Raw genomic sequence first — 23,890 nt, 5'->3', positions numbered from 1 at the left:
GGTCGCGCAAGCGGCCCTTTTTGTTTCTACAATTAAGACAATCGTAAGAATCAAGTAGTAAGCTCTATACGATAATTTCGATATAGCGCATTTTGGAGAGTGACATGATTAAAGTTGGTATCGTAGGCGGCACTGGATATACTGGAGTGGAGTTGTTGCGTTTATTGGCGCAGCATCCTGAGGTAGAGCTCACTGCAATTACTTCTCGCACAGAAGCTGGCATGCCAGTAGCTGATATGTTCCCATCTTTACGTGGCCGTGTTTCTCTGAAATTTACAACGCCTGATGAGGCTAAGCTTAATGAATGTGATGTGGTGTTCTTTGCAACTCCGCATGGCGTTGCGATGGCGCAGGCAAAAGAATTACTCGCTAACAATGTGAAGATTTTGGATCTTGCCGCAGACTTTCGTTTGAAGGATGTCAAAGAGTTCGCAAAGTGGTATGGCATGGAGCACACCTGCCCAGAAATTTTGGCAGAAGCAGTTTATGGTTTACCAGAGATCAATCGTGATGCCATTAAGAAGGCCCGCGTGATTGGTTTGGCAGGCTGCTACCCAACTTCAGTGCAGCTTGGCCTCGCACCATTACTTTCACCGCAATCAACAGGTGGTAAACAGCTGATCGATGGTAGCCATATTATTTCTGACTCTAAGTCAGGAACTTCTGGCGCTGGACGTAAAGCAGAGATCGGCACACTATTGTCTGAGGCAAGTGATAACTTCAAGGCTTACAGCGTGAAGGGACATCGCCATTTACCGGAAATCGAGCAGGGCTTAAAGGCAATTGCTGGCCATGATCAGATTGGTTTGACCTTTGTGCCACATCTAACGCCGATGATTAGAGGTATTCATTCGACCTTGTATGTGCGTTTGACTGATGCTGGCAAAGAGGTCGATTACCAAAAGCTTTATGAGAATTTCTACAAAGACGAGCCTTTTGTGGATGTGATGCCTGCAGGTAGTCACCCAGAAACACGCTCTGTAAGGGGTAGTAATGGTATTCGGATTGCGATTCATCGTCCAGGCGGCGGTGATACTTTAGTTATTTTGGTGGTGGAAGATAACTTGGTGAAGGGTGCTTCAGGCCAGGGAGTCCAGTGCATGAACCTCATGTTTGGCCTCCCGGAGACGACAGGCCTCACCCAGATTGCTGTATCGCCGTAATGACCCTTCAGCAAACTGGCCATTAAAAGCCTAAAATAAGATATTGCCTTTTGAATTAGGAGTAAATCATGACTGAATTAGCTACACAACCTGCACAAGATTTAGCTGAACCACCAACCCCATTGGTGTTCACGGACAGCGCTGCTGCAAAAGTGGCGGACTTGATTGCCGAAGAAGGTAATCCAGAGTTGAAATTGCGCGTATTCGTCCAAGGTGGCGGTTGCTCAGGATTTCAGTATGGCTTCACATTTGATGATGCTGTGAATGAAGATGACACTCTCTTTGAAAAGAACGGTGTTACTTTATTAGTTGATTCAATGAGTTTCCAATATTTAGTTGGCGCTGAGATTGATTACAAAGAAGACATCAACGGTTCACAGTTTGTGATTAAGAATCCAAATGCGCAAACTACTTGTGGTTGCGGATCATCTTTCTCTGCTTAAATAAAAACGAACTTAATTAATATTTAATTAAGCAGCGAAGTTAAGCTGGGTAACAAGCGCCTAGAATTCTAGGACCCTTCGCTCCCGTAACGGCTGGCAAATTTGCTGGCCGTTTTTCTTTATGAGCCCACGCAAGCCATGCAAAGGCAAGGCCTTCCACAAGCTGCGGATCAATCCCTGCGGATTCACTTGTAGTAATTTCTAATGGCTGTTTGAAGAAATGCCGCGACTTCACTTTGAATAAATTCATCAATGCATTATTTCGGGCGCCACCACCACAGACAATCAGCTTCTGGGTTTGCGGGGCATGATGTGCTAAAGCTTCGAGGGCCGAGTGGGCCGTTAGATGAAGTAAGGTTGCCTGTACATCTTCACAAAGATAATTAACAGCACTTATTTTTTCTTGTAACCAAGCAAGATGAAAGTCATCTCTACCAGTACTCTTGGGCGGGACTTTGGCGAAGAAGGGATCGGCTAACATTTTCGCAAGTAATGCTTCATTAACTTTTCCCTGCAATGCCCAGTTGCCATTCTCATCAAATGCGTTGCCTTGATGCTCTTGTATCCACGCATCCATCAGCATATTTCCCGGCCCACAATCAAAGCCAGTAACTTCACCATTCTTGGGAAGTAATGTGAGATTAGCAATGCCACCAATATTGAGAATGGCTAAATGTTTATCTTCTACAAATTGCTGCGCATGAAATGCAGGTACTAAAGGCGCACCATGCCCACCTGCAGCCAAATCCCGACTTCTAAAATCGGCGATGACATCAATACCAGTCTTTTCTGCTAAGAGGGCTGGATTCAGGGTTTGATGTGTGTAGGCCATTTCACCCAGATGAGGTTGGTGGCGAATGGTCTGACCATGCGCACCGATGGCAGTGATATTAGACGGCTGTAGATTTGCTTTTCTGAGTAGCTGGCTAACTGCTTCTGCATAGGCCAGGGCCAAAGCATTTCCTGCTTGTTTTTCTCGGTGGAGCTCATTTGGACCAGGGCTTTGGAGCTCAGATAGGGCGTTACGGAGCTCCGCTGAGAAAGGGACGCTAATGGCGTCTAGTGCACTAGCTTCCCCATTAGGCCCTATCTTGGCTAGAACAGCATCTATCCCATCTAGACTGGTGCCAGACATCAGGCCGATATAGAGGGAATGGGGTTTGTTCATGGGGCTCTCAGGAATGCGACAATTATGCTTTAGCAATTTAACTACTAATTTAACTGAATCAGCAATCCGAATCAGCATGACGGCTAAACCAGAACAAAAATATCCTTTGACCCCCGAAGTCTTTGCGGCGCTCGAAGTCACCAAGCGTGGCTGCGATGAGCTATTAGTTGAAGCAGACTGGGTTCAGAAACTGGCTCGTAGCCAAGCTACCAAGACACCACTGCGGATTAAATTAGGTTTAGATCCTACGGCTCCTGATATTCATCTGGGGCATACCGTTGTTTTGAATAAGTTACGTCAGCTACAAGATTTAGGTCATACCGTTATTTTCTTGATCGGTGACTTTACGAGCATGATTGGTGATCCATCAGGTCGTAATGCAACTCGCCCTCCTTTGACCGCAGAAGAAATTGCCCTCAATGCAGAAACTTATTATCGCCAAGCGAGCATGGTCCTCGATCCTTCTAAAACTGAAGTGCGCTACAACAGTGAGTGGTGTGATCCCTTAGGCGCGCGCGGCATGATTCAGTTGGCTGCTAAACATACTGTTGCTCGCATGTTAGAGCGTGATGACTTTACTAAGCGCTATCGCAATGGCGTGCCCATTTCAATTCATGAGTTTTTATATCCACTCATGCAAGGTTATGACTCTGTTGCACTCAAGAGTGATTTAGAGTTGGGTGGTACAGATCAAAAATTTAATCTTTTAGTTGGGCGTGAGCTCCAGCGTGAGTATGGCCAAGAACCCCAATGTATTTTGACGATGCCATTACTAGTTGGTCTGGACGGCGTTGAGAAGATGAGTAAGTCCAAAGGCAATTACATTGGCATCAGCGAGCCTGCTGGCGATATGTTTGGCAAGCTCCTTAGCATTTCGGATGATTTGATGTGGGACTATTTCACATTGCTGTCATTCCGTCCAATGGCTGAAATTGATTTGATGAAGCAAGAAGTTGCTGCAGGTCGCAATCCAAAAGACTGCAAAGTACTTCTTGCTCAAGAAATCGTGGCACGCTTCCACTCGCAAGCGGCTGCCGAAAAAGCCTTAGAGGACTTTAATCACCGCGCTAAAGGTGGTGTACCCGATGACATTCCAGAAGTAAATCTCTCTGGTGCGCCTATGGCAATCGCCAATCTTTTGAAGGCTGCAGGCCTTGCTCCATCGACATCTGAAGCGATGCGCAATATTGAGCAAAACGGTGTGAAGATAGATGGTGCGACGATCACCGATAAACAGTTAAAGGTGGAGGCTGGTACTTACGTAGTACAGGTTGGAAAACGTAAGTTTGCGAAAGTGACCCTGGCTTAAATATCCAAGCTAGCACTGCCACTTGGCGGTGTTAAACCAAAGTGCTCATAAGCCTGGCGGGTTGCTACTCTGCCTCTTGAGGTTCTTTGCAAGTAGCCCTGTTGAATCAAATAGGGCTCAAGAACATCTTCAATCGTATCGCGCTCTTCGCCGATAGCTGCTGCCAAGTTATCAATGCCTACTGGGCCACCATCAAACTTGTGCAAGATTGCTTCTAAGAGTTTTCTGTCCATCACATCAAAGCCACTTGGATCCACATCTAGCATCTTGAGTGCAGCATCCGCCATAGCCTTAGTAATGGTGCCGGTGCCCTTTACTTCTGCATAGTCACGTACGCGGCGTAATAAGCGGTTAGCAATACGAGGAGTGCCACGAGCACGCTTTGCAATTTCTACGGAGCCTTCTGGATCAATATCAGCTTTGAGCAAACTGGCTGAACGATTAATGATCTTAGTGAGCTCTTCAGTCGTGTAGAACTCGAGTCTAGCCACAATGCCAAAACGATCACGCAATGGGTTGGTCAGCATGCCGGCACGAGTAGTTGCGCCGATCAGGGTAAATGGTTTGAGATCAATCTTTACGCTGCGCGCTGCAGGACCTTCGCCGATCATGATGTCTAGGCTGTAGTCCTCTAATGCCGGATATAGGATTTCTTCCACAACTGGAGAGAGGCGATGAATCTCATCAATAAAGAGAACGTCGTTTTCTTCTAAATTAGTGAGTAAGGCAGCAAGATCGCCTGGCCTATCTAGAACGGGTCCGCTGGTTTGACGCAGATTTACGCCAAGTTCTCTGGCAATGATGTGGGCTAAGGTGGTTTTACCAAGACCAGGAGGCCCAAACAAGAGAACGTGATCTAGGGCCTCTTGGCGTGCTCTTGTAGCGCTAATAAAGATTTCTAATTGGGCGCGGGCTTTGGTTTGGCCAACATACTCATCAAGCTGTTTAGGACGAAGAGCTCTTTCAAAAACGGCTTCAGTATTGCCGGCTGAACCACTCACAATGCGGTCGGTATTCTCCGGTAAATCTTCAGGAATAGAGCTGAGGTCGTCTGTGTGTATTGCCATGCTGAGAGTTTAGTGCTGTTTGGCTATTAGGCTTTAGATAGATACTTCAAGCCCATACGAATGCCATCAGAAACACTGGTATCGGGTGGAATTTGCTTGAGTGCCATAAGCGCTTCTTTTTCTGAGTAGCCTAAAGCCAAGAGTGCTTGCAATACTTCGCTACTTGCTTCAATCGCCTGGGGTTTGTCGCCGGTAATGCCTAGGTCTGGAGCTAGCTTGCCTTTGAGCTCTAGGCAGAGACGCTCAGCAGTTTTCTTACCAATGCCAGGTACTTGGGTAAGTCGTCCGGCTTCTTGAAGCGCAATAGCTTGCGCCAGTTCATTCACACTCATGCCGGAGAGGACTGCTAGTGCTGTGCGCGAACCGACGCCACTAATCTTGATGAGTTGTCTAAATGCTTCACGTTCAGTCTCTGTGGCAAATCCGAAGAGTTGCTGTGCATCTTCACGAACCTGGAAATGTGTCAGTAGGGTAATTTTTTGACCTGCTTGAGGCAGCTGATACAAAGTGCTCATCGGTACATCAACCTCATAGCCAATACCTTGGCAATCGACCAAAAGACGAGGAGGGTGAACTGAAACGAGAGTACCTTGAATGCGACCAATCATGTAGAGATCTTAACCTGTGCTGTGTATTTTTACTTGCTGCGTTTCTTGGGGACTAATGCTTGAGTGGCTGCGGTAATTGCTTTTGGTATTTGTGCATGGTGAGCGGCGCAAATAGCAACACCCAGCGCATCAGACGCATCAGTGCCTGGGGCACGATTGAGTCTTAGGAGGCGCTTCACCATTTCCTGAACCTGCGGTTTGGCTGCGCGGCCCGTACCCACAATAGCTTGCTTGACGCGAAGGGCGCTATATTCGGCTACTGGGAGTTTTTCTGAAACAAGGGCAGCAATGACAGCGCCCCGTGCCTGACCCAACATGAGTGTGGAACGAGGATTGACGTTTAAGAAGACCTCTTCAATTGCAGCAGACTCTGGTCGATAGGTCTCTAGAACTTCTTTGACACCAGCATAGAGGGCGCCTAAGCGCTCAGGTAAGCCTTTGTCTGGGTCGCCACTCTCAATTGTTCCAGAAGCTACGTAGGTCAGCTTTTGGCCATCAACATCAATGACTCCAAAACCGGTGGTCCGTAAACCTGGGTCGATCCCTATCCAGCGCATAAGTTTGTTTATTACTTCCTGTTTTCTTAGTGGCGGAAGTGACGCGTGCCAGTAAAGATCATGGCAATACCATGCTCATTTGCTGCCGCAATGATTTCATCGTCACGCATACTGCCACCTGGCTGAATGGCGCAGCTTGCGCCACCATTCACAACCACATCTAAGCCATCACGGAACGGAAAGAACGCATCGCTTGCTACTGCAGAACCTTTAAGGCTTAAGCCAGCGTTCTCAGCCTTGATGCTAGCCATGCGCGCAGAGTCTACGCGGCTCATTTGACCGGCACCGATACCAAGAGTCATCCCATTAGCGCAATACACAATGGCATTGGATTTCACAAACTTGGCTACGCGCCATGCAAACATCATGTCGTGCATTTCGCTTGGAGTTGGCAGGCGCTTGCTGACAACGCGCATTTCACTTTCGAGAACGTTCTTGGCATCAGGAGACTGCACGAGCAAGCCACCACCAACGCGTTTGAAGTCAAAAGTATTAAATGTATTGCCTAATGGAATCTCTAGTAGACGTACATTTTGTTTTGCAGCAAAGATCGCTTTGGCTTCATCGCTAAAGTTAGGAGCAATCAATACTTCTACAAATTGCTTGGAGATGGCTTCAGCGGCGGCGCCGTCACAAGGAACGTTAAAGGCAATAATGCCGCCAAAGGCTGAGCTGGGATCGGTTTTAAATGCTTTTTGATAAGCTTCAAGCGCTGTGGCGCCAACCGCTACGCCACAAGGGTTGGCGTGCTTAATGATGACGCAAGCTGCAGCGCCACCGGCATTGCCAGAAAAGCTCTTGACGCATTCCCAGGCAGAATCAGCATCTGCAATGTTGTTGTAAGAAAGCTCTTTGCCTTGTAGTTGTTTGTAATTGGCTAGTGCACCATCTACTGAATAGATATCTTTGTAGAACGCTGCAGATTGGTGTGGGTTCTCACCGTAACGCATCTCTTGTACTTTTTCAAAGGCAAGGTGCAAAGTTTCTGGGTATGCAGAACGTGCTTTGTGATCTAAGTCATCACCCAAAGCTGAGAGATAGTTGGCAATCGCACCATCGTATTGCGCGGTATGGGCAAATACTTTTTTAGCTAAAGCTAAATTGGTCTTGTAAGAAACTACATTGTTATTGGCTTTCATTTCAGCTAAGACGGGGGCGTAATCTTCTGGTGAGATCAATACGGTAACGTCTTGGTGATTCTTTGCGGCAGCACGAAGCATTGCTGGACCGCCAATGTCAATATTTTCAACCGCATCTTCAAATGAACAGCTTTCTTTAGCAACAGTTTCATTGAATGGGTAAAGGTTGATGACAAGCATATCAATCGTATCAATGCCATGCTCTTTTAAAGCCGCCATATGCTCTGGAAAATCTCTACGAGCCAATAAGCCGCCATGCACCATCGGGTGGAGGGTTTTTACGCGACCATCCAGCATTTCTGGGAATTTCGTCAAGGAAGAAACCTCTACAACGGGTAGATTATTTTCAGCCAAGAGTTTTGCGGTACCCCCAGTAGAAATGAGCTTAACGCCTTGCTCATGGAGGGCTTTAGCAAAAGGCAGGATGCCATTTTTATCAGAGACGGAGAGGAGGGCTGTACGGATCATGGTTTTCGGAGCTTAATTTAAGAAATGGCTTTGTTATTAGTGATGTTTGCGATTACTTCAGTAGTTGATGCTCAACGAGCTTCTTATGCAGAGTATTGCGATTAATGCCCAGATATTGAGCTGCTAACGATTGGTTTTGCTTGGCATGCTGCATTACTAATTCGAGCATCGGTTTTTCGACCACAGCCAATACCATTTGATAAATATCAGTCGGCGCTGTTCCTTTGAGGTCATGCAGGTAATCCTGCAATTGGGTTTCTATACATTCGGTAATCGGGTGCTTATTGGTCATAACAATCTATCAATACAAAAACAAAAAAATAAGAAAACTACAATTAGAGAATTAAATAAGTGCAGAACTATGCCGCTTCCAAAAATAATAAGCGGTCAGAATGGGATTTCATCTCGTCAAAATAATCATTGACCATTTGCAGTTGGGTTTTGCAATCGTCTGCATTATTCATGCGCTGACGGAAAGCATGTGAATCACGCAAACCCTTGCAATACCAGCCAATGTGCTTACGAGCAGTACGAAGACCAATATGTTCGCCATAGAATTCGTAGTGGTCTATTAGATGCCCATTCATGATGGCCTGAATCTCATTGATCTCCGGGGTTGGTAGCTTGCCACCCGTTTCGAGATAGTGGTTGATTTCACGGAAGATCCAAGGGCGACCCTGAGCGGCTCGACCAATCATGATGGCATCAGCACCAGTGATTCTTAACACTTGTTCCGCTTTTTCTGGGCTGGTGATATCGCCATTAGCAACTACTGGAATACCCACGCTATTTTTGACTGCGGTAATCGTTTCATACTCTGCCTCACCGTGATATAAGTCAGCTCTAGTGCGACCATGAACGGTGAGCATGGAGATGCCGGATTTTTCTGCAAGACGCGCAATCTCAATAGCATTCTTGTGCTCGCGATCCCATCCCGTCCGAATCTTTAAAGTCACCGGTACTGCATCTGGCCCAATTCCAACAGCATTGACAACTGCTTCTAGAATTTGCTGCACTAAGGGCTCATCGCGTAATAGTGCGGAGCCAGCCGCCACATTGCAAACTTTCTTAGCAGGGCATCCCATATTGATATCAATAATTTGGGCGCCATGATCTACGTTGATTTTTGCCGCTGCCGCCATCATCGCTGGATCAGCCCCTGCAATTTGGACAGCAATCGGCTTGAATTCACCAACATGGTTGGCACGACGCTGCGTTTTTTCGCTTTTCCAAAGCAAGGCATTTGAGGCCACCATTTCAGAGACGGCGTATCCAGCGCCTAGTTTCTTACAAAGCTGTCTAAACGGGCGGTCTGTTACCCCAGCCATGGGGGCTACAAATAACTTATTTGCGAGGAGGTGAGGGCCAATGTTCATCTAAAAGGGCTTGGGCGGAAAGCATGACACTTTAGCACATTCACCCCTAAATTTGCCTAAAAAATAGGCAAATAGCTTGTTCCAGATCAAACGGCGAAGGTTTCTATTTTGGGGGCTATCTAAGCCCTTTAGCGCCTACCAAACATCATCTGGCGAGCTAAGGCTGTTTTGACTGGTGGAAGCCACTGGAGGGCAGATAAGGCTAATCCACGAGCCATCACGATTGGAGCTAGACTAGAAGTAAATACTCTGGCCATGAAGTCGGTAAGACCAATGGTGGTTGTTCTATCAGCCTTGCGACTTTGGGCATAACTCTGCAGTACATTTTCCACATCTGCTGGAAATTGTTCTTCTGTGGATCCAGAAAATACCTCAACCAACTTCTCAGATAGCAAGAAGGCATCTCGTAATCCCAAATTCAAGCCTTGGCCCGCTACTGGGTGCAAAGTTTGCGCAGCATTACCAATCCAAACTTCATTGCCTTTAGTAATTTCTTTGCGAAAGTTCAAACCAAGTTCATACAAACGACGATCTTGAATTTTTAGGAAGCGTCCGATGCGTGAACCAAATTCTTTTTGTAGCTCACTCAAGAAGTCTGTATCACTCAGTTGTAAGCGATGTTGTGAAGATTCTGGTGAACCGCACCAAACCAGATTCAAAATATTAGCGCCATAGTGGCTAGGTAATACGGCCAAAGGACCTTCTGCAGTAAAACGTTCCCAAGCTTGATGAGGTTCAGCATTTTCAACCTCAACTAAACCTACAAGAGCTGACTGATCATAGTCTCGACCAGACTCAACCCATTCTTGCGTCTTAAATAAGCCACCCTCAGCATGCACAATGCATTTTGCATGGATCTGGCTTTCTTGAGCATCCTTATGTATGTGCTCCCAAACAAAGTGGGGACTTTTTAATTGAATAGCTCGCAGGGCTTTGCGCAGAGTGAGATGGATATCGCGATAGCGAATAATGTGCCCCAAGGCATCTTGCTTGAGCTCTTCTCGCGTCATGAGTGCGCGGCCGAAGCGACCTGCCTGTGAAACATGCACGCGATGAATTTGGGCAAAGTCTTTTGGCCAAGCGTTAATCGTATCGAGCAAGAGTTTGCTGCCGTGTGAAAGGGCAATGCCTCTACTATCAGCGCTTACTAAATCGTCGTCATTGGCAGAGTTACGATCAAGTAAGATCATTTTTGGATCAGGAAATTTTTGTAAGGTCCATGCTGCGCAAGCAAGTCCAACTGGACCGCCACCCTGAATCAAGATATCGCAACTCAGCGGATTCCTTAGTGAACTCATTTTTATTAAAATATCTTTATGCGTTTTTCATCAGAGCTTCAATCTCATCAGCCTTGACAGGCACGCCACGAGAAATCAGCTCACATCCTGAGTCATTAATGACGGCATCATCTTCAATACGAATACCGATATTCCAGAACTTTTCATCAATATCATCCGCAGGCCTGACATACAAACCGGGCTCTACTGTGATCACCATGCCGCTTTTAAGAATGCGCCATGGCTTTTCTTCGCTGGATGCCTCTTGGCTAGCTTCGCGATAAGAACCCACATCATGTACATCCATACCTAACCAGTGAGATGTGCGGTGCATATAGAAGCGACGATAGGCTCCAGTCTCAATTGCGTTTTCTAAGGAGCCCAGCTCCGCAAGTTTGAGCAGTTTTTCATCAAGAAGACCTTGGGTAAGCACTTTTAGTGCTGCCTCATGCGGCTGCATAAATGTAGTGCCAGGTTTAGTTATTGCTACCGCAGCCTCTTGCGCGGCTAAGGTGATGTCATATAGGGCACGTTGTGGCCCAGTAAATTTTCCGTTTACTGGAAAGGTTCTTGTGATGTCTGATGCATAACCATCAAGTTCGCACCCAGCATCAATTAGACAAAGCTCGCCACTACGTAATTCGGTTGCGCCTGCGCGATAGTGAAGAATGCAAGAGTTTTCACCGCTGGCAACAATACTGTTGTAGGCAACGCTTTGTGAACCGCTGTTCCGGAACTCATGCAGTAATTCTGCTTCGAGTTGGTATTCGCGCATGCCAGGCTTGCAGATTTGCATGGCGCGGATATGCCCACGAGCGGAAATCGCTGCAGCACGACGCATGATGTCAATTTCATGGGCATCTTTAAATAAACGCATTTCATGAATGAGTGCCTCAACATCGTGAAACTCAGATGGTGGGTTTATTCCAGAGCGCGCTTGAGCTCGTACTTGTTTCATCCAATGACGCAAGCGTCTATCAGCTTCAGCGCTTTCAGCAAGACGGATATACACCGCATCTTCATCAGCCAATAACTCACTGAGTTTTTGATCTAACTCTTTATTGCTGTGAGCATATTCAATGCCCAAAGCTTCTGGTGCTGCTTCAGGGCCTAGACGGATACCATCCCAGATTTCTCGCTCAGGATCTTTGGGTCTGCAGAACAAGTGGGATTGAAGCTGGCAATTTTTACCATTGCCTGTAACTTTCATTACCAGTGTAGCGCCCGGCTCTTCGAAACCCGTCAAGTAGTAAAAGTCACTATCGTGGCGATAAGGGAATTCACTGTCACGATTGCGGGCAAGCTCGGGAGAGGTTGAAATGACAGCAATTCCCCCGCCATTTTTGGCAAAGATTTGTTCTGCTAACTTATTTCTACGAAGCTGATAAATGTTCGTTTTATTCATATGCTGCATTAAGCTCATGTAAGCGTTGAGGTGTGCCTACATCGTGCCATGGACCGAGATATTTTTCACCAGACACTTTATTTTGCTCCATTGCACTTCTCAATAGAGGCGCAAGCTTGGCCGGCGCTCCGAATTCCAGGTCCTTGAAGAGGTCTTTGTGATAAATCCCAATTCCAGAGAAAGTGAGCTTTTCGGCTCCAATGGACTCGATGTTGTTGACTGCAGTGCCTTGGAGGTAAAAATCCCCTTCAGGATGTTGGACTGGGTTTGGCACCATCAATAAGTGGGCCAAAGGCTTGCCACCAGCTATCCGCATCTGGGATACCGTTTCCAAAAGTTGAGTAATTGGCAAGTTCGGGCTAAATACATCCCCATTAATCACTAAAAAGTAGTCTTTTGGAGCAATGATTGGTAGCGCCTTGCAAATCCCACCAGCCGTTTCTAGGGCACTTTCCTCAGGGGAGTACTGAATATGAAGCCCAAATTGCACTCCATCCCCTAGGGCAGCCTCAATTTTTTCGCCTAACCAAGCGTGATTAATGACTACATCTTGAATATGGGCATTTGCTAAGGCCTCCAAATGCCATGCTAGTAAAGATTTATTTTGAATACAGAGTAATGGTTTAGGTAAATCATCCGTAAGAGGGCGCATGCGCTCACCTCTGCCAGCAGCAAGCAAAAAACAGGGAATCAGATTACTTTTACTCATCAGGAGTTACTATTCATTCTTTATTGGTACGAGTAGATTCTAGAATTCGAGCTAACGGTTTTAATTCAATATAGCGGTTCGCGGTAGCAATCGCATATTCCAAAACAAGCGGAATATCCTTAAGGTAACCATCCTTGCCATCGCGATGAAAGAGTCTTGCAAAAATACCTAGAACCTTAAGATGGCGTTGCAGACCCATCCATTCAAAATCTCGATAGAAATGTCCAAAATCATTTGGCATTGGTAGGCCGGCCTTACGGCCCTCTTCCCAAAACTTAATTACCCAATCAATGACACGCTCTTCTGGCCATGCAATGTAAGCATCACGCCACAATGAAGAAGCATCATAAGTAATGGGTCCATATACCGCATCCTGAAAGTCAATCACTCCAGGATTATTTTTTTCTGTCACCATCAAGTTACGAGAATGGTAGTCACGATGAACATAGACTTTAGCTTGCGCTAAATTATTTTCAATAATGAGTTCGAAAGATTTCTTGAGTTGCTCAGTTTGTTGCGTATTGAGTTCAACTTGGAGATGCTTCCTTAAATACCACTCTGGAAATAAATCTAACTCTCGCTGCAATAGCGCTTCATCATAGTTTGGCAATACATCCGGCTTGCTCGCCAATTGCATCTGAACTAATGCATGAGTTGCATCTTGATAGAGATCATCGGCTGACTCGTTATTGAGTTCAGCAAGGTAGGTTTTGGTCCCTAAATCGTTTAATAGTAAGAAGCCTTCAGCGAGGTTTTGCTCAAGGATTTTTGGCACATTTAAGCCCGCCTCTGAGAGCAATAAATCGACCTTAATAAAGGCATCCAAAGGCTCATGTTGGGGTGGGGCATCCATGACGATCAAAGTCCCAAAATTAGGCTTTTCGGACTCAATTCGGAAATAGCGTCGAAAGCTGGCATCGGCTGAGGCTGGTGCCAGGGAGTCGAGATCTAATTGCCAGCTAGCTTCCAGGGCTTTTAGCCAGTTGCAAAGGGTGTTTAAGCGTAAGTCAGTCATGGTCGATTCGTATAATAAGGCGGGTCTGGATCTATGAGTCATTATCGCCGTCGCGCCGGCCTTTGCGCCCCTCTTTTTTTGCATGTAACCCTACGCGTAATAATGGGGGTGACATTGCTTCAATTTGCCCACTGCGGACGCGCTCAAGCGCCCGCTCCTTTGCCTGCAAATGCACAAGCCAATTCCAATACTGTTTTATTGCCAGATCGAGGTAATGTTACTGTCTTAAAGTTGGATGATCAGCTCAGAACCGGGTTGCCTATAGAGGATGGTAAAGCGCTTACTTTTACTTCAAGCGATTCTATTGAGGGTGTAGTTGATCGGAAGATGAAGCTAAAAGGTCGCGCACAAATGCGACGCAACGGTGGAGTTATTAAAGCTGATGAGATTATTTATGACCCAGATACTGATATTGCTGATCTCGTAGGTAATGCTGAGTTGATCAAAGGCAATACAACTTTTAAAGGACCAACTGCCAAATTTAAAGTAGATGCTCGTGAAGGTGAGATGGAGACTCCCACCTACGAACTGCGAGATACCCGCGGTAATGGAACTGCAAAAAAACTCACTATCGAAAACTCAGATATTTTTGTTTTCGATAAGGCGACATACACCACATGTACGCCGCAAAATATGGATTGGTATTTTTCAGCTAGCACTCTAGAGATTGATAACGAGCAGAAGGAAATGGTCGGCACTCATGGTGTAATGCGTTTCTTTGATGTACCTATTGCCTACGTTCCTTACTTCACTGCACCAACTTCTAATCAACGTCGTTCGGGCATTTTGGCTCCCGTTGCTGGGTACAGCTCGAATAACGGTTTTGATATGACACAGCCTTATTACGTCAATATCGCACCCAATAGAGATTTATTAATTCTCCCGCGTTATATGAGCGAGCGTGGTTTGCAGATAGGCGCAAACTATCGCTTTCTGGATAGTAAGTACAGCGGTATATTAGGTGGCGATTACTTGGCTCATGACAATAAGACTGGAACTAGTCGGTGGCGTTATGACTGGCAGCAACGACAGGTATTTAGTGGGGGCGTAGGTCCCGGCGGTATTCCAATGCCGGGCTCATGGTCGGGCTATGCAAACATAGCGCGTGTTTCGGATAATTTATATCCAACTGATTTTTCGCAGAGTATCGCAGGGTCTGTTACAAGTCAGTTTCGTCAGGAGGTGGGTACCACTAAAGGGCTAACAGGAAGTTTAAGCAATTGGATGGTGTCAGCTAGGGCATTAACATTTCAAACTTTACAACCGGATCCAACGAATATAGTTCAGGCGCCATACAACGTGTTACCAAATATTACGGCCGCATACAATAATCGATTAACTCCAGCTGTCGCCGATACTAGCGGCAAGTACGTTACTTTGCCAACAGGCCCAGCAACTACTTTTTCTGCTGACTACACGAGATTCTCTTACAACATCGCTGGAAACTTATCGTCTACCGCCCCAGGTGTTTATAGCCAAGCGGATAGGACGGTGATAAAAGGCGCCATGGCTTTACCGCAAGTGACCCCAGGCTACTACATCACGCCAAAAGTAAGCTTTCAATCAAACATGTATAACGCCACTCCATTTGTATCGGGTGGGGCGCCAGTTGCACAAGGATTCACTATTCCAACCTTTAGCTTGGATTCTGCATTAGCCTTTGAAAGAGATGCCGCAGAATTAAAAGGTTTCTTTGGCCGGGATATGTTGCTGACTATGGAGCCTCGTGCTTTTTATGTTTACACCCCTTATCAGAGTCAAGCGCAGACCCCAATATTTGATACGGCGGATGCGGGCTTTGGCGTTTCCCAAATCTTTAGTGAAAACACCTTTATTGGTAACGACCGTATTGCAGATGCCAATGCGGCCACGCTTGGTTTAACAAGTCGCATGATTGAGGCCAATACTGGAGCAGAGCGCGCTAATATCACCCTTGCGCAAAAGCAGCAGTTCACTGGACAACGAGTTGGCTTGAACGGCACGATCTTGAATCCCACCACTTATTCAGATACCTTGGGCTCCGGCTCTATTCGCTTACTGGGTAATTTCAGTGCAGATGTATTCGGTCAGTACAATACCCAGCTTAATCGTTTTGTTCAAACCACTGTTGGCGGTAGTTGGCGTCCTACCCCGGGAAGAAGTTTAAATTTCGGCTACCGCAATGTTTGGTCGCCACCAGTTCAGGCATCGGTTCAAAATAATCAAGCATTCGTGCCTGCATCCACTACAACGGATCAATACAATATCTCTGGTCAATGGCCCATTACCCGGGAAATTTCTGTTTTAGGTCGCTGGGGCTACGATGCCTTGACTACCAAGACCTTAAATACTTTGGTGGCTCTAGAGTGGAGTAGGGATTGCTGGACATTCCGAGGGGCTTATTCTCAAGTCTTGAATACTTCCCAAATAACCACCACCCAGGTACTCTTTCAGGTGGAATTTAAGGGCTTTGGTAGCGCTGGAAGCAATCCAGTTGATATCATGAAGCTAAATGTTCCTGGATATATGCCAACCTCTAAGCCTATACCACCTTCAACATACGAGAACTATCAATAATGCTTTGTATGAATCGTTTTAAACAAATTAGCATCTCCGCCATTTTCCTTGGCCTTGGATTATTTGCGAATGTCTCATTTGCTCAAGATTCAGCTAAGACAACTACAGCTGCGGAAAATAAGATTCGTAATATTGACGGTGTCGCAGCAGTGGTCAATACAGGTTATGTAACGCGTAAGGAAATTGATGATCGAATTGCTGCACTTAAAAAGCAAGGCGTAAAACTACCTGAAGATGGAACGGTTCGACAGGCAATTTTGGATCGAATTATCTTAGAAAAAATTCAGCTCCAAAATGCTGAGCTAGAAGGCGTGAGAGTTACCAATAAAGAACTAGATAAAATTATTGGCGACATTGCCGCTAAGAACAAGTTAAGTTATGCGGAATTCAAAGCGAGAGTAATTGCCTCTGGGAGTACATTTGAGCGCTACAGGGAGATGTTGCGGGACGATGTCATCGTCACTCGTTATCGGGAGCGCGAAATTGAAGGCAAGCTGAAGATATCTGATGCTGAAATCGATAACTTTATCGCTGAACGTACAAGAGCTATGACTTCTGGGGGTGCGCAACGATCAACTCCAGCAGCCAAAGGCGAGCCAGAGGAGATCGACGTAGCTCAAATCTTTATTCCAGTAGATGCTTCTGCTGGAGCTGGAGCTCAAGCAGAAGCTAAGAAGAAAGCTGATGCGTTATTGCGTGATGCTCGTGGTGATGTTGATTTCTTGCAATTAGGGGCAATCGCTGCGAAAGAAAATCCAAAAATTAAGTTTCAAGACTTGGGCTATCGCACTCCTGATCGTTTGCCGCAGTTATTTTATGAGGCTATTCGCAATACTGGCGGTGGGCAAGTTGCTAGTACTGTTGTGAAGAGCCCTGCTGGCTACCATGTGCTCAAAGTGCTGGATCGCCGTGCCGCAGGTGCGAGCCCGGCACCCCAACAAGCTGGCGCTCCAGATGCTGGCTCAACTACTCCCCAGAATATTCCCATCACGCAAACTTTATCTCGTCATATTTTGCTCAGAAGTCGTGCTGGTTTAAGCGATCAAGATGCGGAGAGACGCTTGCAAGGATATCGTGATCAAGTGCGTGTAAAAACTGCAGATTTTGCAGAGCTTGCAAAAAAATACTCTGAAGATGGATCGGCGCCTAATGGCGGTGACTTGGGTTGGATGAGCCCTGGAGATTTAGTTCCAGAGTTCGAGCAGGCTATGAATCGCTTGCAAATTGGCGAGGTTAGTAATCCCGTTAAAACTGAGTTTGGTTGGCATTTGATTCAGGTGCTAGATCGTCGCGAAGGCCAGCTTACTGTCGAGAAGCAACGTCAATTTGCACGTGCAGCAATTCGCGAAAGAAAGTTTGAACAAGCTTATCAAGAGTGGATGCGTGAGCTGCGTGATAACGCAACTGTAAAAATTCTGAACGTGGATGATGCAGCAAGCAGCGCACCTCGTTAATCTCGTTGTAAGCACCGGCGAACCAGCCGGTATCGGACCAGAAGTTTCTTTAGCGGCTTCGCTTGAGTTTCTCCGTAAGCATGCGGATGCTCAAGTTACATTGTTAGGCAATGAGCGCTTATTGGAGTTGCCAACAAATCTCAGCCCAGATTTGTCCGGTCGATTACATATTCAGGCCAATTCGCTTGGGGCGCCTGTGGTTTTGGGGGCTCTGGATTCAAATAATGCGCATTACGTTGTTCGTTTGTTAGACCAAGCAATTGATGGCTGCCTTCAAGGGCGCTTTGACGCGATGGTGACTGCGCCACTGCAGAAAAGTATTATCAATGATGCTGGAACTCCTTTTACAGGGCATACAGAGTATCTTGCAGAGCGCTGCAAGGTTTCTCATGTTGTGATGATGTTATGTGCATCATTACCTAGTGGCTTTTTAGGCCTTAAGGCGCCTAGAGATTTGCGCGTTGCTCTCGCTACTACCCATCTTCCTTTGAAGAATGTGCCTCAAGCGCTGACTTATGACTTGATATTGGAAACAATTCAAATTGTTAACCAAGATTTGCAAAAGAAATTCGGAGTTGCCAAGCCCCTCATTCGGGTGGCAGGCTTAAATCCTCATGCAGGAGAGTCTGGGTATTTAGGCCGTGAGGAAATTGAAATTATTTCGCCAGCAATTGAAGCAGCTAAGAAGTTGGGTATTCATGTGTCTGGCCCTTATCCTGGCGATACGATGTTTGATCCAGCTTCTGTTGCACAAGTCGATGCTTTCATCGCCATGTATCACGATCAAGGTTTAGCACCATTTAAATTCGTTACTTTCGGTAATGGGGTAAACGTCACTTTGGGGTTGCCTATTATCCGCACTTCAGTAGATCATGGGACGGCTTTAGATATTGCCGGCAAGGGAATTGCTGACTCGGGTAGCATGCTTGAGGCTTTGTGTTTGGCTTATGAGTTAGCACTTAATCAACGAAAGCAAGGCTGATACATGCATCGTGCACGTAAGCGGTTTGGCCAAAATTTTCTGCAAGACAATGGAATCATTTATTCCATTGTTGCGCTGATTAATCCCGGTTCAGATATGCATGTTATTGAGATCGGACCGGGGCTTGGCGCACTAACCCTTCCTTTGCTCAATAATCTGGATCACTTAGACCTTTTAGAGATTGACCGTGATTTAGTGGCTTTTTGGAATGAGAAAAGCCTCGAGGGCCTTACAGTAATTGAGGGTGATGCCCTTAAATTTGATTTCTTGGCCTGGGCGCAGAATCGTGCTGATAAGCAAGGCCTATGCAAGGTAGTTGGTAACTTGCCATATAACATCTCATCCCCACTTCTGTTTCATCTGGTGGCCGCTGCAAGCCATATTGATGAGCAGGTATTTATGTTGCAAGCTGAGGTTGTAGAGCGAATGGTGGCAAAGGCAGGGGGCTCTGACTTCAGTCGTCTATCTGTGATGCTTCAGGCTCGCTATGACATGGAGCTGGTATTAGAGGTTCCGCCAGAAGCATTTGATCCTCAGCCCAAAGTAAATTCGGCTGTTGTGCGTATGATTCCGAGAAGGGATTTCGCTTTATCTAATGCGCAATGGAGCTCTTTGGAGAAAGTTGTTGCTGCAGCCTTTTCACAAAGAAGAAAAATGTTGCGTACTAACTTGAGTGCTTTTGCTGATCGATTGAGTTTGACTGAGACAGAGCTTAAAGCAAGAGCTCAGGATATTTCTGTTGATCGCTATATCGAGTGGGCGAAAGTTCTCGCCTCATAATTTATTCGTATGCGCTGGGATTAATCACGCGCATTTCAGATTCAATCCAACTCTCCACCTCTTTTTGGAGTTGTTCTGCAGTTTTATTCGCTGAGCTAATTGCTGGCCCAATTGAGAAAATGACTGTGCCAGGTTCCTTGATGAAGCTATTCTTTGGCCAACAGCGACCAGCGTTGTGCGCAATTGGAATCACTAAGGCGTCAGTCGCGCTAGCAAGGCGAGCTCCACCTTTGCGATAAGGCTTATTTGAGCCGATTGGTGTTCTAGTGCCTTCCGGAAAGAGCATGATCCACTTGCCTTCGCTCAATCGTTTACGGCCCTGAGTGGCCACTGAATGGGCTGCAGTCTGCTTATTGGAGCGATTAATGTGGATCATTTTTAGTAATGCTAGCGCCCAGCCAAAAAAAGGAATCCAGAGTAGTTCCCGCTTAAAGACAAAGCAGAGCTGTTTGGGTAGCAATGCAATATACGCAATCGTTTCGTAAGCAGACTGATGCTTGCTGAGAATGATGACGCGCTCATTGAGCACTGCCTGCATGTTTTCCATGCCACGGATTTCATAATGAATTCCACACAATGGTTTTAATAAGGCGATAACGATTTTGTTCCATAGCCCAATAAAGGTGTAGCGGTTTTCTGGGCTCAAGAATGGAAAGGCCAGCATGCATAAGACTGACCAAATAGGCGTAAAGATAACTAAAAATAAAGCAAAGAGAATGGAGCGGAACAATTTCAAGATTGGTCTAAGCCTTATTTTCTAAAAGTGCATTTGCAAATGCCAAGAGATCGGCATGAATTTGCGTTCCCTCAGGAAGCCTACCTTTTGAGAGCGTCTTTTCGCCCTTGCCGGTGAGCACTAAATGGGGTATTGCTCCTAAGGCTACTCCGGCCTCGAGATCACGCAAAGAATCACCCACTATAGGAACCCCGGTCAGCGGCTTAACGCTATCCGTCTTTTTATAGCGTAAAGCAATTTCTTTCATCATGCCTGGTGCAGGTTTGCGGCAATCACACTGATGCGCATCCTGATGGGGGCAAAAAAAGATGCTATCAACACGACCGCCAAGTGGTTTTAGTAGGCCATCCATCTTGTTGTGCATGGCATGCAAGTCGCTAATGGTGAAATAACCTCTTGAAAGGCCTGACTGATTGGTTGCGATGGCAATTTGATAGCCAGCTTGATTGAGTAAAGCAATGGCTTCTAGACTTCCTGGAAGGGGAATCCATTCCTCTACTGACTTCACATAATCATCGCTATCTTCATTGATCACGCCATCGCGATCCAGAATGATTAATTTAGAGGAGCTAGTGATCATGCTAATTTGCCGAGATCGGCAACGAGATTCATTTTCTGGTGAAGTTGTTGCAGGAGAGCTAAACGGTTGTCTCGTAGCTCGGGGTTGGGGTCCATCACCATGACGTCCGCAAAGAATTGATCAATTGGCCCACTCAAGGCAACAAGCGCTTTTAAGAGTTCAACAAATTGACGATTTTCATAGGCAGCATTGAGTGCTGGAGTCACTGTTTCCAATGCCTTGTGTAGCGTCGCCTCTGCTGGAATTTGCAGTAATTTTGCAGAACATGCTGCTGGAATCGCAGTAGTCGTTTTCTTCAAAATATTACTAATACGTTTGTTTGCTGCAGCCAGTTGGGAGGCTTCTGCGAGAGCATTAAATTCACGTAATGCAGTTAGGCGCTCGATCAAGTCATTAATTTGTGCTGGTTCTTGACTCAAGACTGCATCAATCTCAGCGCTAGTAAAGGCTTTACCAGCAACCGATTGGTCGCGCAAATAAGCGCGTAGACGATCAATAATGAATGCGTAGATATCAGCAGCTTTTGCTTTTTCTTGTACATCAGCTTGCGGAAACTGCGCACGAGCGAGTTCAATTAATTCCGGCAAATTCAGCGAAAGATTTTTTTCTAAGAGTAAACGGCAAATACCTAAGGCATGACGACGTAGGGCATACGGGTCTTTATCACCAGTAGGGGCAAGTCCAACACCCCAAATGCCAACTAAGGTTTCTAGTTTGTCGGCAATGGCCAAGATCGTGCCAGTTTGGGTTTGCGGCAAGGCATCACCTGCAAAGCGTGGCATATAGTGCTCGCTGCAAGCGCTAGCAACATCCGCATTCTCGCCATCATGGGTGGCGTAATAACGCCCCATAATTCCCTGTAATTCTGGAAACTCACCAACCATATCGGTTAATAAGTCTGTTTTAGCAATTTCTGCCGCTCGTGAAGCCAACTTTTCATCAGCGCCTAATTTCTTGGCAATACCTAATGCAAGGCCTTGAACGCGCTTAGTGCGATCTAGCTGATTACCTAATTGATTGTGATAAACCACCTTGCCAAGATCAGCCACGCGGGAAGCTAATGGACGCTTTTGATCTTGTTGAAAGAAAAAGCGGGCATCAGATAGACGTGGACGCACAACGCGTTCATTGCCGGAAATGATGGCATCTGGTTTATTGGTTTCAATATTCGAAATAATCAAAAAGCGATTACGTAATTTGCCTTGCTTATCCGTAAGCGCAAAGTACTTTTGGTTGGTTTGCATTGTCAAAATCAAACATTCTTGTGGCACTTCCAAGAACTCTTGATCAAAATGACACTCATAGATGGCTGGCCATTCAACGAGAGCTGTTACTTCGTCTAGCAGGCTATCTGGCATTAACACTAAATCATCACCAGCCGCTTTTAAAAGGGCTGTTTCAATTTGTGCACGACGCTGATTAAAGCTAGGAATAATCTTCGCTTTTAACTGTAGGTCTGATTCGTATTGCTCTGCACTGTCGATTGTGATGTTGCCCGGGGCCAGGAAGCGATGACCTTCGGTTTGATTGGCTGCATCGATGCCCAGTGCGCTGATATTTAGCGTGTTGCCGCCATGAAGTGCAATGATGCGGTGAGCAGGGCGAGCAAATTGCACATCCGCCAATTGACCATTCTTCTGCGGCACTTGATAGTGCATCATTTTTGCAATGGGCAGTTTGTTCAATGTTTGCTCAAGGGCTGTTTGTGCGGTTTGCTCAAGGGCGGCACCTTTAGCAATGACATTGAGATAAAGGGCTTCATTCTTGCCCTCACCCGATTTTTCTAGAGCAGCAAGATCAATATCTCCATACCCAAGTGCACCTAATTTTTTGAGTAAGGGTGGAGTAGCTTTGCCTTCAGCATCAAATGCAATGCTAGTAGGTAGTAATTTTTCACGTACAGGAAAGTCTGGCGCTTGATCCAAAACGTTAGTTACTTGAACTGCTAATCGGCGTGGTGTAGCAAAGCTGGTGACTTTAGAAGACTCGGATGCTAAGCCTGCGGCTTTGAGGGCTACGAAGATACCTTCGCTAAATCCATCACCTAGGCGGCGTAATGACTTTGGCGGTAGCTCTTCAGTAAATACCTCAATCAGTAATGTTGCTGATTGGGGATTTGTATTGGATGTGCTCATATGTGGAATGCAGAAATCTCGATGCGCTTAAGCCTGAGCTTTAGCTTGACGTTGACACATTGGAAAGCCCAGTTTTTCTCTAGACTCAAAGTAGGCTTGAGCAACTGCGCGAGAAAGGTTACGAATGCGGCCAATATAGGCTGCACGCTCAGTAACCGAGATGGCACCACGAGCATCCAGCAAGTTAAATGTGTGCGCAGCTTTAAGAACCATCTCATAAGCGGGAAGTGCTAACGGCACTTCCATCAAGCGTTTCGCTTCACCTTCAAAGTTTGTAAAGTTTGCAAACAATAAATCGGTATTAGAGTGTTCAAAGTTATAGCAAGATTGCTCAACTTCATTTTGGTGATATACATCGCCATAAGAGATGCCATCAGCCCAGACTAGGTCATATACATTTGAGCAGTTCTGGATGTACATTGCCAAGCGTTCGATGCCGTAAGTGATTTCACCAAGAACCGGCTTGCAATCTAAACCACCAACTTGTTGGAAGTAGGTGAACTGAGTTACTTCCATGCCATTGAGCCAAACTTCCCAGCCAAGACCCCAAGCGCCAAGCGTCGGGTTTTCCCAGTCGTCTTCTACAAAGCGAACATCATTCTCTTTAAGGTCCAGGCCTAAAGCGGCTAGAGACCCTAAATAGAGATCCAAAATATTTTCTGGAGCGGGTTTTAGTACTACCTGATATTGATAGTAGTGCTGGAGACGATTTGGATTCTCACCATATCGACCATCTTTTGGTCGGCGGGATGGCTGCACGTAAGCTGCCTTCCATGGCTCGGGACCAATTGCACGAAGGAAGGTCGCAGTATGAGATGTACCGGCACCAACCTCGAGGTCGATGGGTTGCAATAGGGCACAACCTTGTTGGTCCCAATAATCTTGAAGTTTGAGAATGATTTGCTGAAAAGTAAGCATGATTAACCTGGCTAAGCTATTGATTCTACATGGCTAGAGTACTCT

The 23,890-nt window shown here is 46.2% G+C and carries 22 protein-coding genes; 7 read left to right on the top strand and 15 right to left on the bottom strand.

What is annotated here, in order from left to right; all coding sequences use genetic code 11:
* Nucleotides 1-104 precede the first annotated feature (104 nt).
* A complete protein-coding gene (gene argC, locus ICN48_RS04110) occupies nucleotides 105-1,163 on the top strand; it encodes an N-acetyl-gamma-glutamyl-phosphate reductase (RefSeq protein ID WP_216152457.1) in 1,059 nt (352 codons plus the stop codon).
* 68 nt (nucleotides 1,164-1,231) lie between these two features.
* A complete protein-coding gene (gene erpA, locus ICN48_RS04105; protein ID WP_068319574.1) occupies nucleotides 1,232-1,606 on the top strand; it encodes an iron-sulfur cluster insertion protein ErpA in 375 nt (124 codons plus the stop codon).
* A 40-nt stretch (nucleotides 1,607-1,646) separates the two neighbouring features.
* Here the strand turns inward: erpA and ICN48_RS04100 are convergent, their stop codons facing one another.
* The gene (locus tag ICN48_RS04100; protein ID WP_216152456.1) at nucleotides 1,647-2,774 is read right to left on the bottom strand and encodes an anhydro-N-acetylmuramic acid kinase; all 1,128 of its coding nucleotides are present in this window, start codon (nucleotides 2,772-2,774) and stop codon (nucleotides 1,647-1,649) included.
* Nucleotides 2,775-2,850: 76 nt separating this feature from the next.
* Between ICN48_RS04100 and tyrS the strand changes: the two genes are divergently transcribed.
* Complete coding sequence (tyrS, locus tag ICN48_RS04095) at nucleotides 2,851-4,083, top strand: tyrosine--tRNA ligase (RefSeq protein ID WP_216152455.1); 1,233 nt, start codon at nucleotides 2,851-2,853, stop codon at nucleotides 4,081-4,083.
* On the opposite strand, the gene ruvB is transcribed toward tyrS, so the two are convergent.
* From ruvB to ICN48_RS04045, 10 genes are all read right to left on the bottom strand, one after another.
* Nucleotides 4,080-5,150, bottom strand: a complete 1,071-nt coding sequence (ruvB, locus tag ICN48_RS04090) for a Holliday junction branch migration DNA helicase RuvB (protein WP_216152454.1) — start codon at nucleotides 5,148-5,150, stop codon at nucleotides 4,080-4,082. The two genes, tyrS and ruvB, sit on opposite strands and share 4 nt — an antisense overlap.
* A gap of 26 nt (nucleotides 5,151-5,176) precedes the next feature.
* A complete protein-coding gene (gene ruvA / locus ICN48_RS04085) occupies nucleotides 5,177-5,758 on the bottom strand; it encodes a Holliday junction branch migration protein RuvA (protein ID WP_216152453.1) in 582 nt (193 codons plus the stop codon).
* 29 nt (nucleotides 5,759-5,787) lie between these two features.
* A complete protein-coding gene (gene ruvC, locus ICN48_RS04080; RefSeq protein ID WP_216152452.1) occupies nucleotides 5,788-6,315 on the bottom strand; it encodes a crossover junction endodeoxyribonuclease RuvC in 528 nt (175 codons plus the stop codon).
* A 26-nt stretch (nucleotides 6,316-6,341) separates the two neighbouring features.
* Entirely contained in the window at nucleotides 6,342-7,922 is a 1,581-nt protein-coding gene (gene purH, locus ICN48_RS04075) for a bifunctional phosphoribosylaminoimidazolecarboxamide formyltransferase/IMP cyclohydrolase (protein WP_216152451.1), read from the bottom strand.
* Nucleotides 7,923-7,974: 52 nt separating this feature from the next.
* Nucleotides 7,975-8,214: a helix-turn-helix domain-containing protein gene (locus ICN48_RS04070; protein WP_216152450.1), complete on the bottom strand. Its 240-nt coding sequence runs from the start codon at nucleotides 8,212-8,214 to the stop codon at nucleotides 7,975-7,977.
* 67 nt (nucleotides 8,215-8,281) lie between these two features.
* Complete coding sequence (gene dusB, locus ICN48_RS04065; protein WP_216152449.1) at nucleotides 8,282-9,298, bottom strand: tRNA dihydrouridine synthase DusB; 1,017 nt, start codon at nucleotides 9,296-9,298, stop codon at nucleotides 8,282-8,284.
* A 128-nt stretch (nucleotides 9,299-9,426) separates the two neighbouring features.
* Entirely contained in the window at nucleotides 9,427-10,596 is a 1,170-nt protein-coding gene (locus tag ICN48_RS04060; RefSeq protein WP_216152448.1) for an FAD-dependent monooxygenase, read from the bottom strand.
* Between the two features lie 16 nt (nucleotides 10,597-10,612).
* Complete coding sequence (gene pepP, locus ICN48_RS04055) at nucleotides 10,613-11,980, bottom strand: Xaa-Pro aminopeptidase (RefSeq protein ID WP_216152447.1); 1,368 nt, start codon at nucleotides 11,978-11,980, stop codon at nucleotides 10,613-10,615.
* The gene (gene murU, locus ICN48_RS04050) at nucleotides 11,973-12,689 is read right to left on the bottom strand and encodes an N-acetylmuramate alpha-1-phosphate uridylyltransferase MurU (RefSeq protein WP_216152446.1); all 717 of its coding nucleotides are present in this window, start codon (nucleotides 12,687-12,689) and stop codon (nucleotides 11,973-11,975) included. Before murU ends, pepP begins: the two co-directional genes overlap by 8 nt.
* Nucleotides 12,690-12,702: 13 nt before the next feature.
* On the bottom strand, nucleotides 12,703-13,704 hold the full coding sequence (locus ICN48_RS04045) for an aminoglycoside phosphotransferase family protein (protein WP_216152445.1): 1,002 nt from the start codon (nucleotides 13,702-13,704) through the stop codon (nucleotides 12,703-12,705).
* A gap of 33 nt (nucleotides 13,705-13,737) precedes the next feature.
* Between ICN48_RS04045 and ICN48_RS04040 the strand changes: the two genes are divergently transcribed.
* From ICN48_RS04040 to rsmA, 4 genes are read left to right on the top strand one after another with little or no spacing between them, the layout of a single operon-like run.
* Nucleotides 13,738-16,260: an LPS-assembly protein LptD gene (locus ICN48_RS04040; protein WP_216152444.1), complete on the top strand. Its 2,523-nt coding sequence runs from the start codon at nucleotides 13,738-13,740 to the stop codon at nucleotides 16,258-16,260.
* Nucleotides 16,261-16,268: 8 nt separating this feature from the next.
* The gene (locus ICN48_RS04035) at nucleotides 16,269-17,714 is read left to right on the top strand and encodes a peptidylprolyl isomerase (RefSeq protein ID WP_255539454.1); all 1,446 of its coding nucleotides are present in this window, start codon (nucleotides 16,269-16,271) and stop codon (nucleotides 17,712-17,714) included.
* Complete coding sequence (gene pdxA, locus ICN48_RS04030; protein ID WP_216152676.1) at nucleotides 17,689-18,696, top strand: 4-hydroxythreonine-4-phosphate dehydrogenase PdxA; 1,008 nt, start codon at nucleotides 17,689-17,691, stop codon at nucleotides 18,694-18,696. Before ICN48_RS04035 ends, pdxA begins: the two co-directional genes overlap by 26 nt.
* 3 nt (nucleotides 18,697-18,699) lie before the next feature.
* Entirely contained in the window at nucleotides 18,700-19,476 is a 777-nt protein-coding gene (gene rsmA, locus ICN48_RS04025) for a 16S rRNA (adenine(1518)-N(6)/adenine(1519)-N(6))-dimethyltransferase RsmA (RefSeq protein ID WP_216152442.1), read from the top strand.
* 1 nt (nucleotide 19,477) lies between these two features.
* On the opposite strand, the gene ICN48_RS04020 is transcribed toward rsmA, so the two are convergent.
* Genes ICN48_RS04020 through glyQ form a run of 4 tightly spaced genes read right to left on the bottom strand, consistent with a single transcriptional unit; the run spans nucleotide 19,478 to nucleotide 23,845 of the window.
* The gene (locus ICN48_RS04020; RefSeq protein ID WP_216152441.1) at nucleotides 19,478-20,212 is read right to left on the bottom strand and encodes a 1-acyl-sn-glycerol-3-phosphate acyltransferase; all 735 of its coding nucleotides are present in this window, start codon (nucleotides 20,210-20,212) and stop codon (nucleotides 19,478-19,480) included.
* Between the two features lie 7 nt (nucleotides 20,213-20,219).
* Nucleotides 20,220-20,792 (bottom strand): D-glycero-beta-D-manno-heptose 1,7-bisphosphate 7-phosphatase, encoded by a 573-nt coding sequence (gene gmhB, locus ICN48_RS04015; RefSeq protein WP_216152440.1) that lies wholly within the window; start codon nucleotides 20,790-20,792, stop codon nucleotides 20,220-20,222.
* Nucleotides 20,789-22,927, bottom strand: coding sequence for a glycine--tRNA ligase subunit beta (gene glyS, locus ICN48_RS04010; RefSeq protein ID WP_216152439.1), 2,139 nt, complete (start codon nucleotides 22,925-22,927; stop codon nucleotides 20,789-20,791). Before glyS ends, gmhB begins: the two co-directional genes overlap by 4 nt.
* Nucleotides 22,928-22,954: 27 nt before the next feature.
* Nucleotides 22,955-23,845, bottom strand: a complete 891-nt coding sequence (glyQ, locus tag ICN48_RS04005) for a glycine--tRNA ligase subunit alpha (RefSeq protein WP_216152438.1) — start codon at nucleotides 23,843-23,845, stop codon at nucleotides 22,955-22,957.
* Between the last annotated feature and the right edge of the window lie 45 nt (nucleotides 23,846-23,890).

The sequence above is a fragment of the Polynucleobacter sp. JS-Safj-400b-B2 genome (assembly GCF_018881975.1).
Lineage (GTDB): Bacteria > Pseudomonadota > Gammaproteobacteria > Burkholderiales > Burkholderiaceae > Polynucleobacter.
This window is presented reverse-complemented; position numbering and strand designations above follow the sequence as displayed.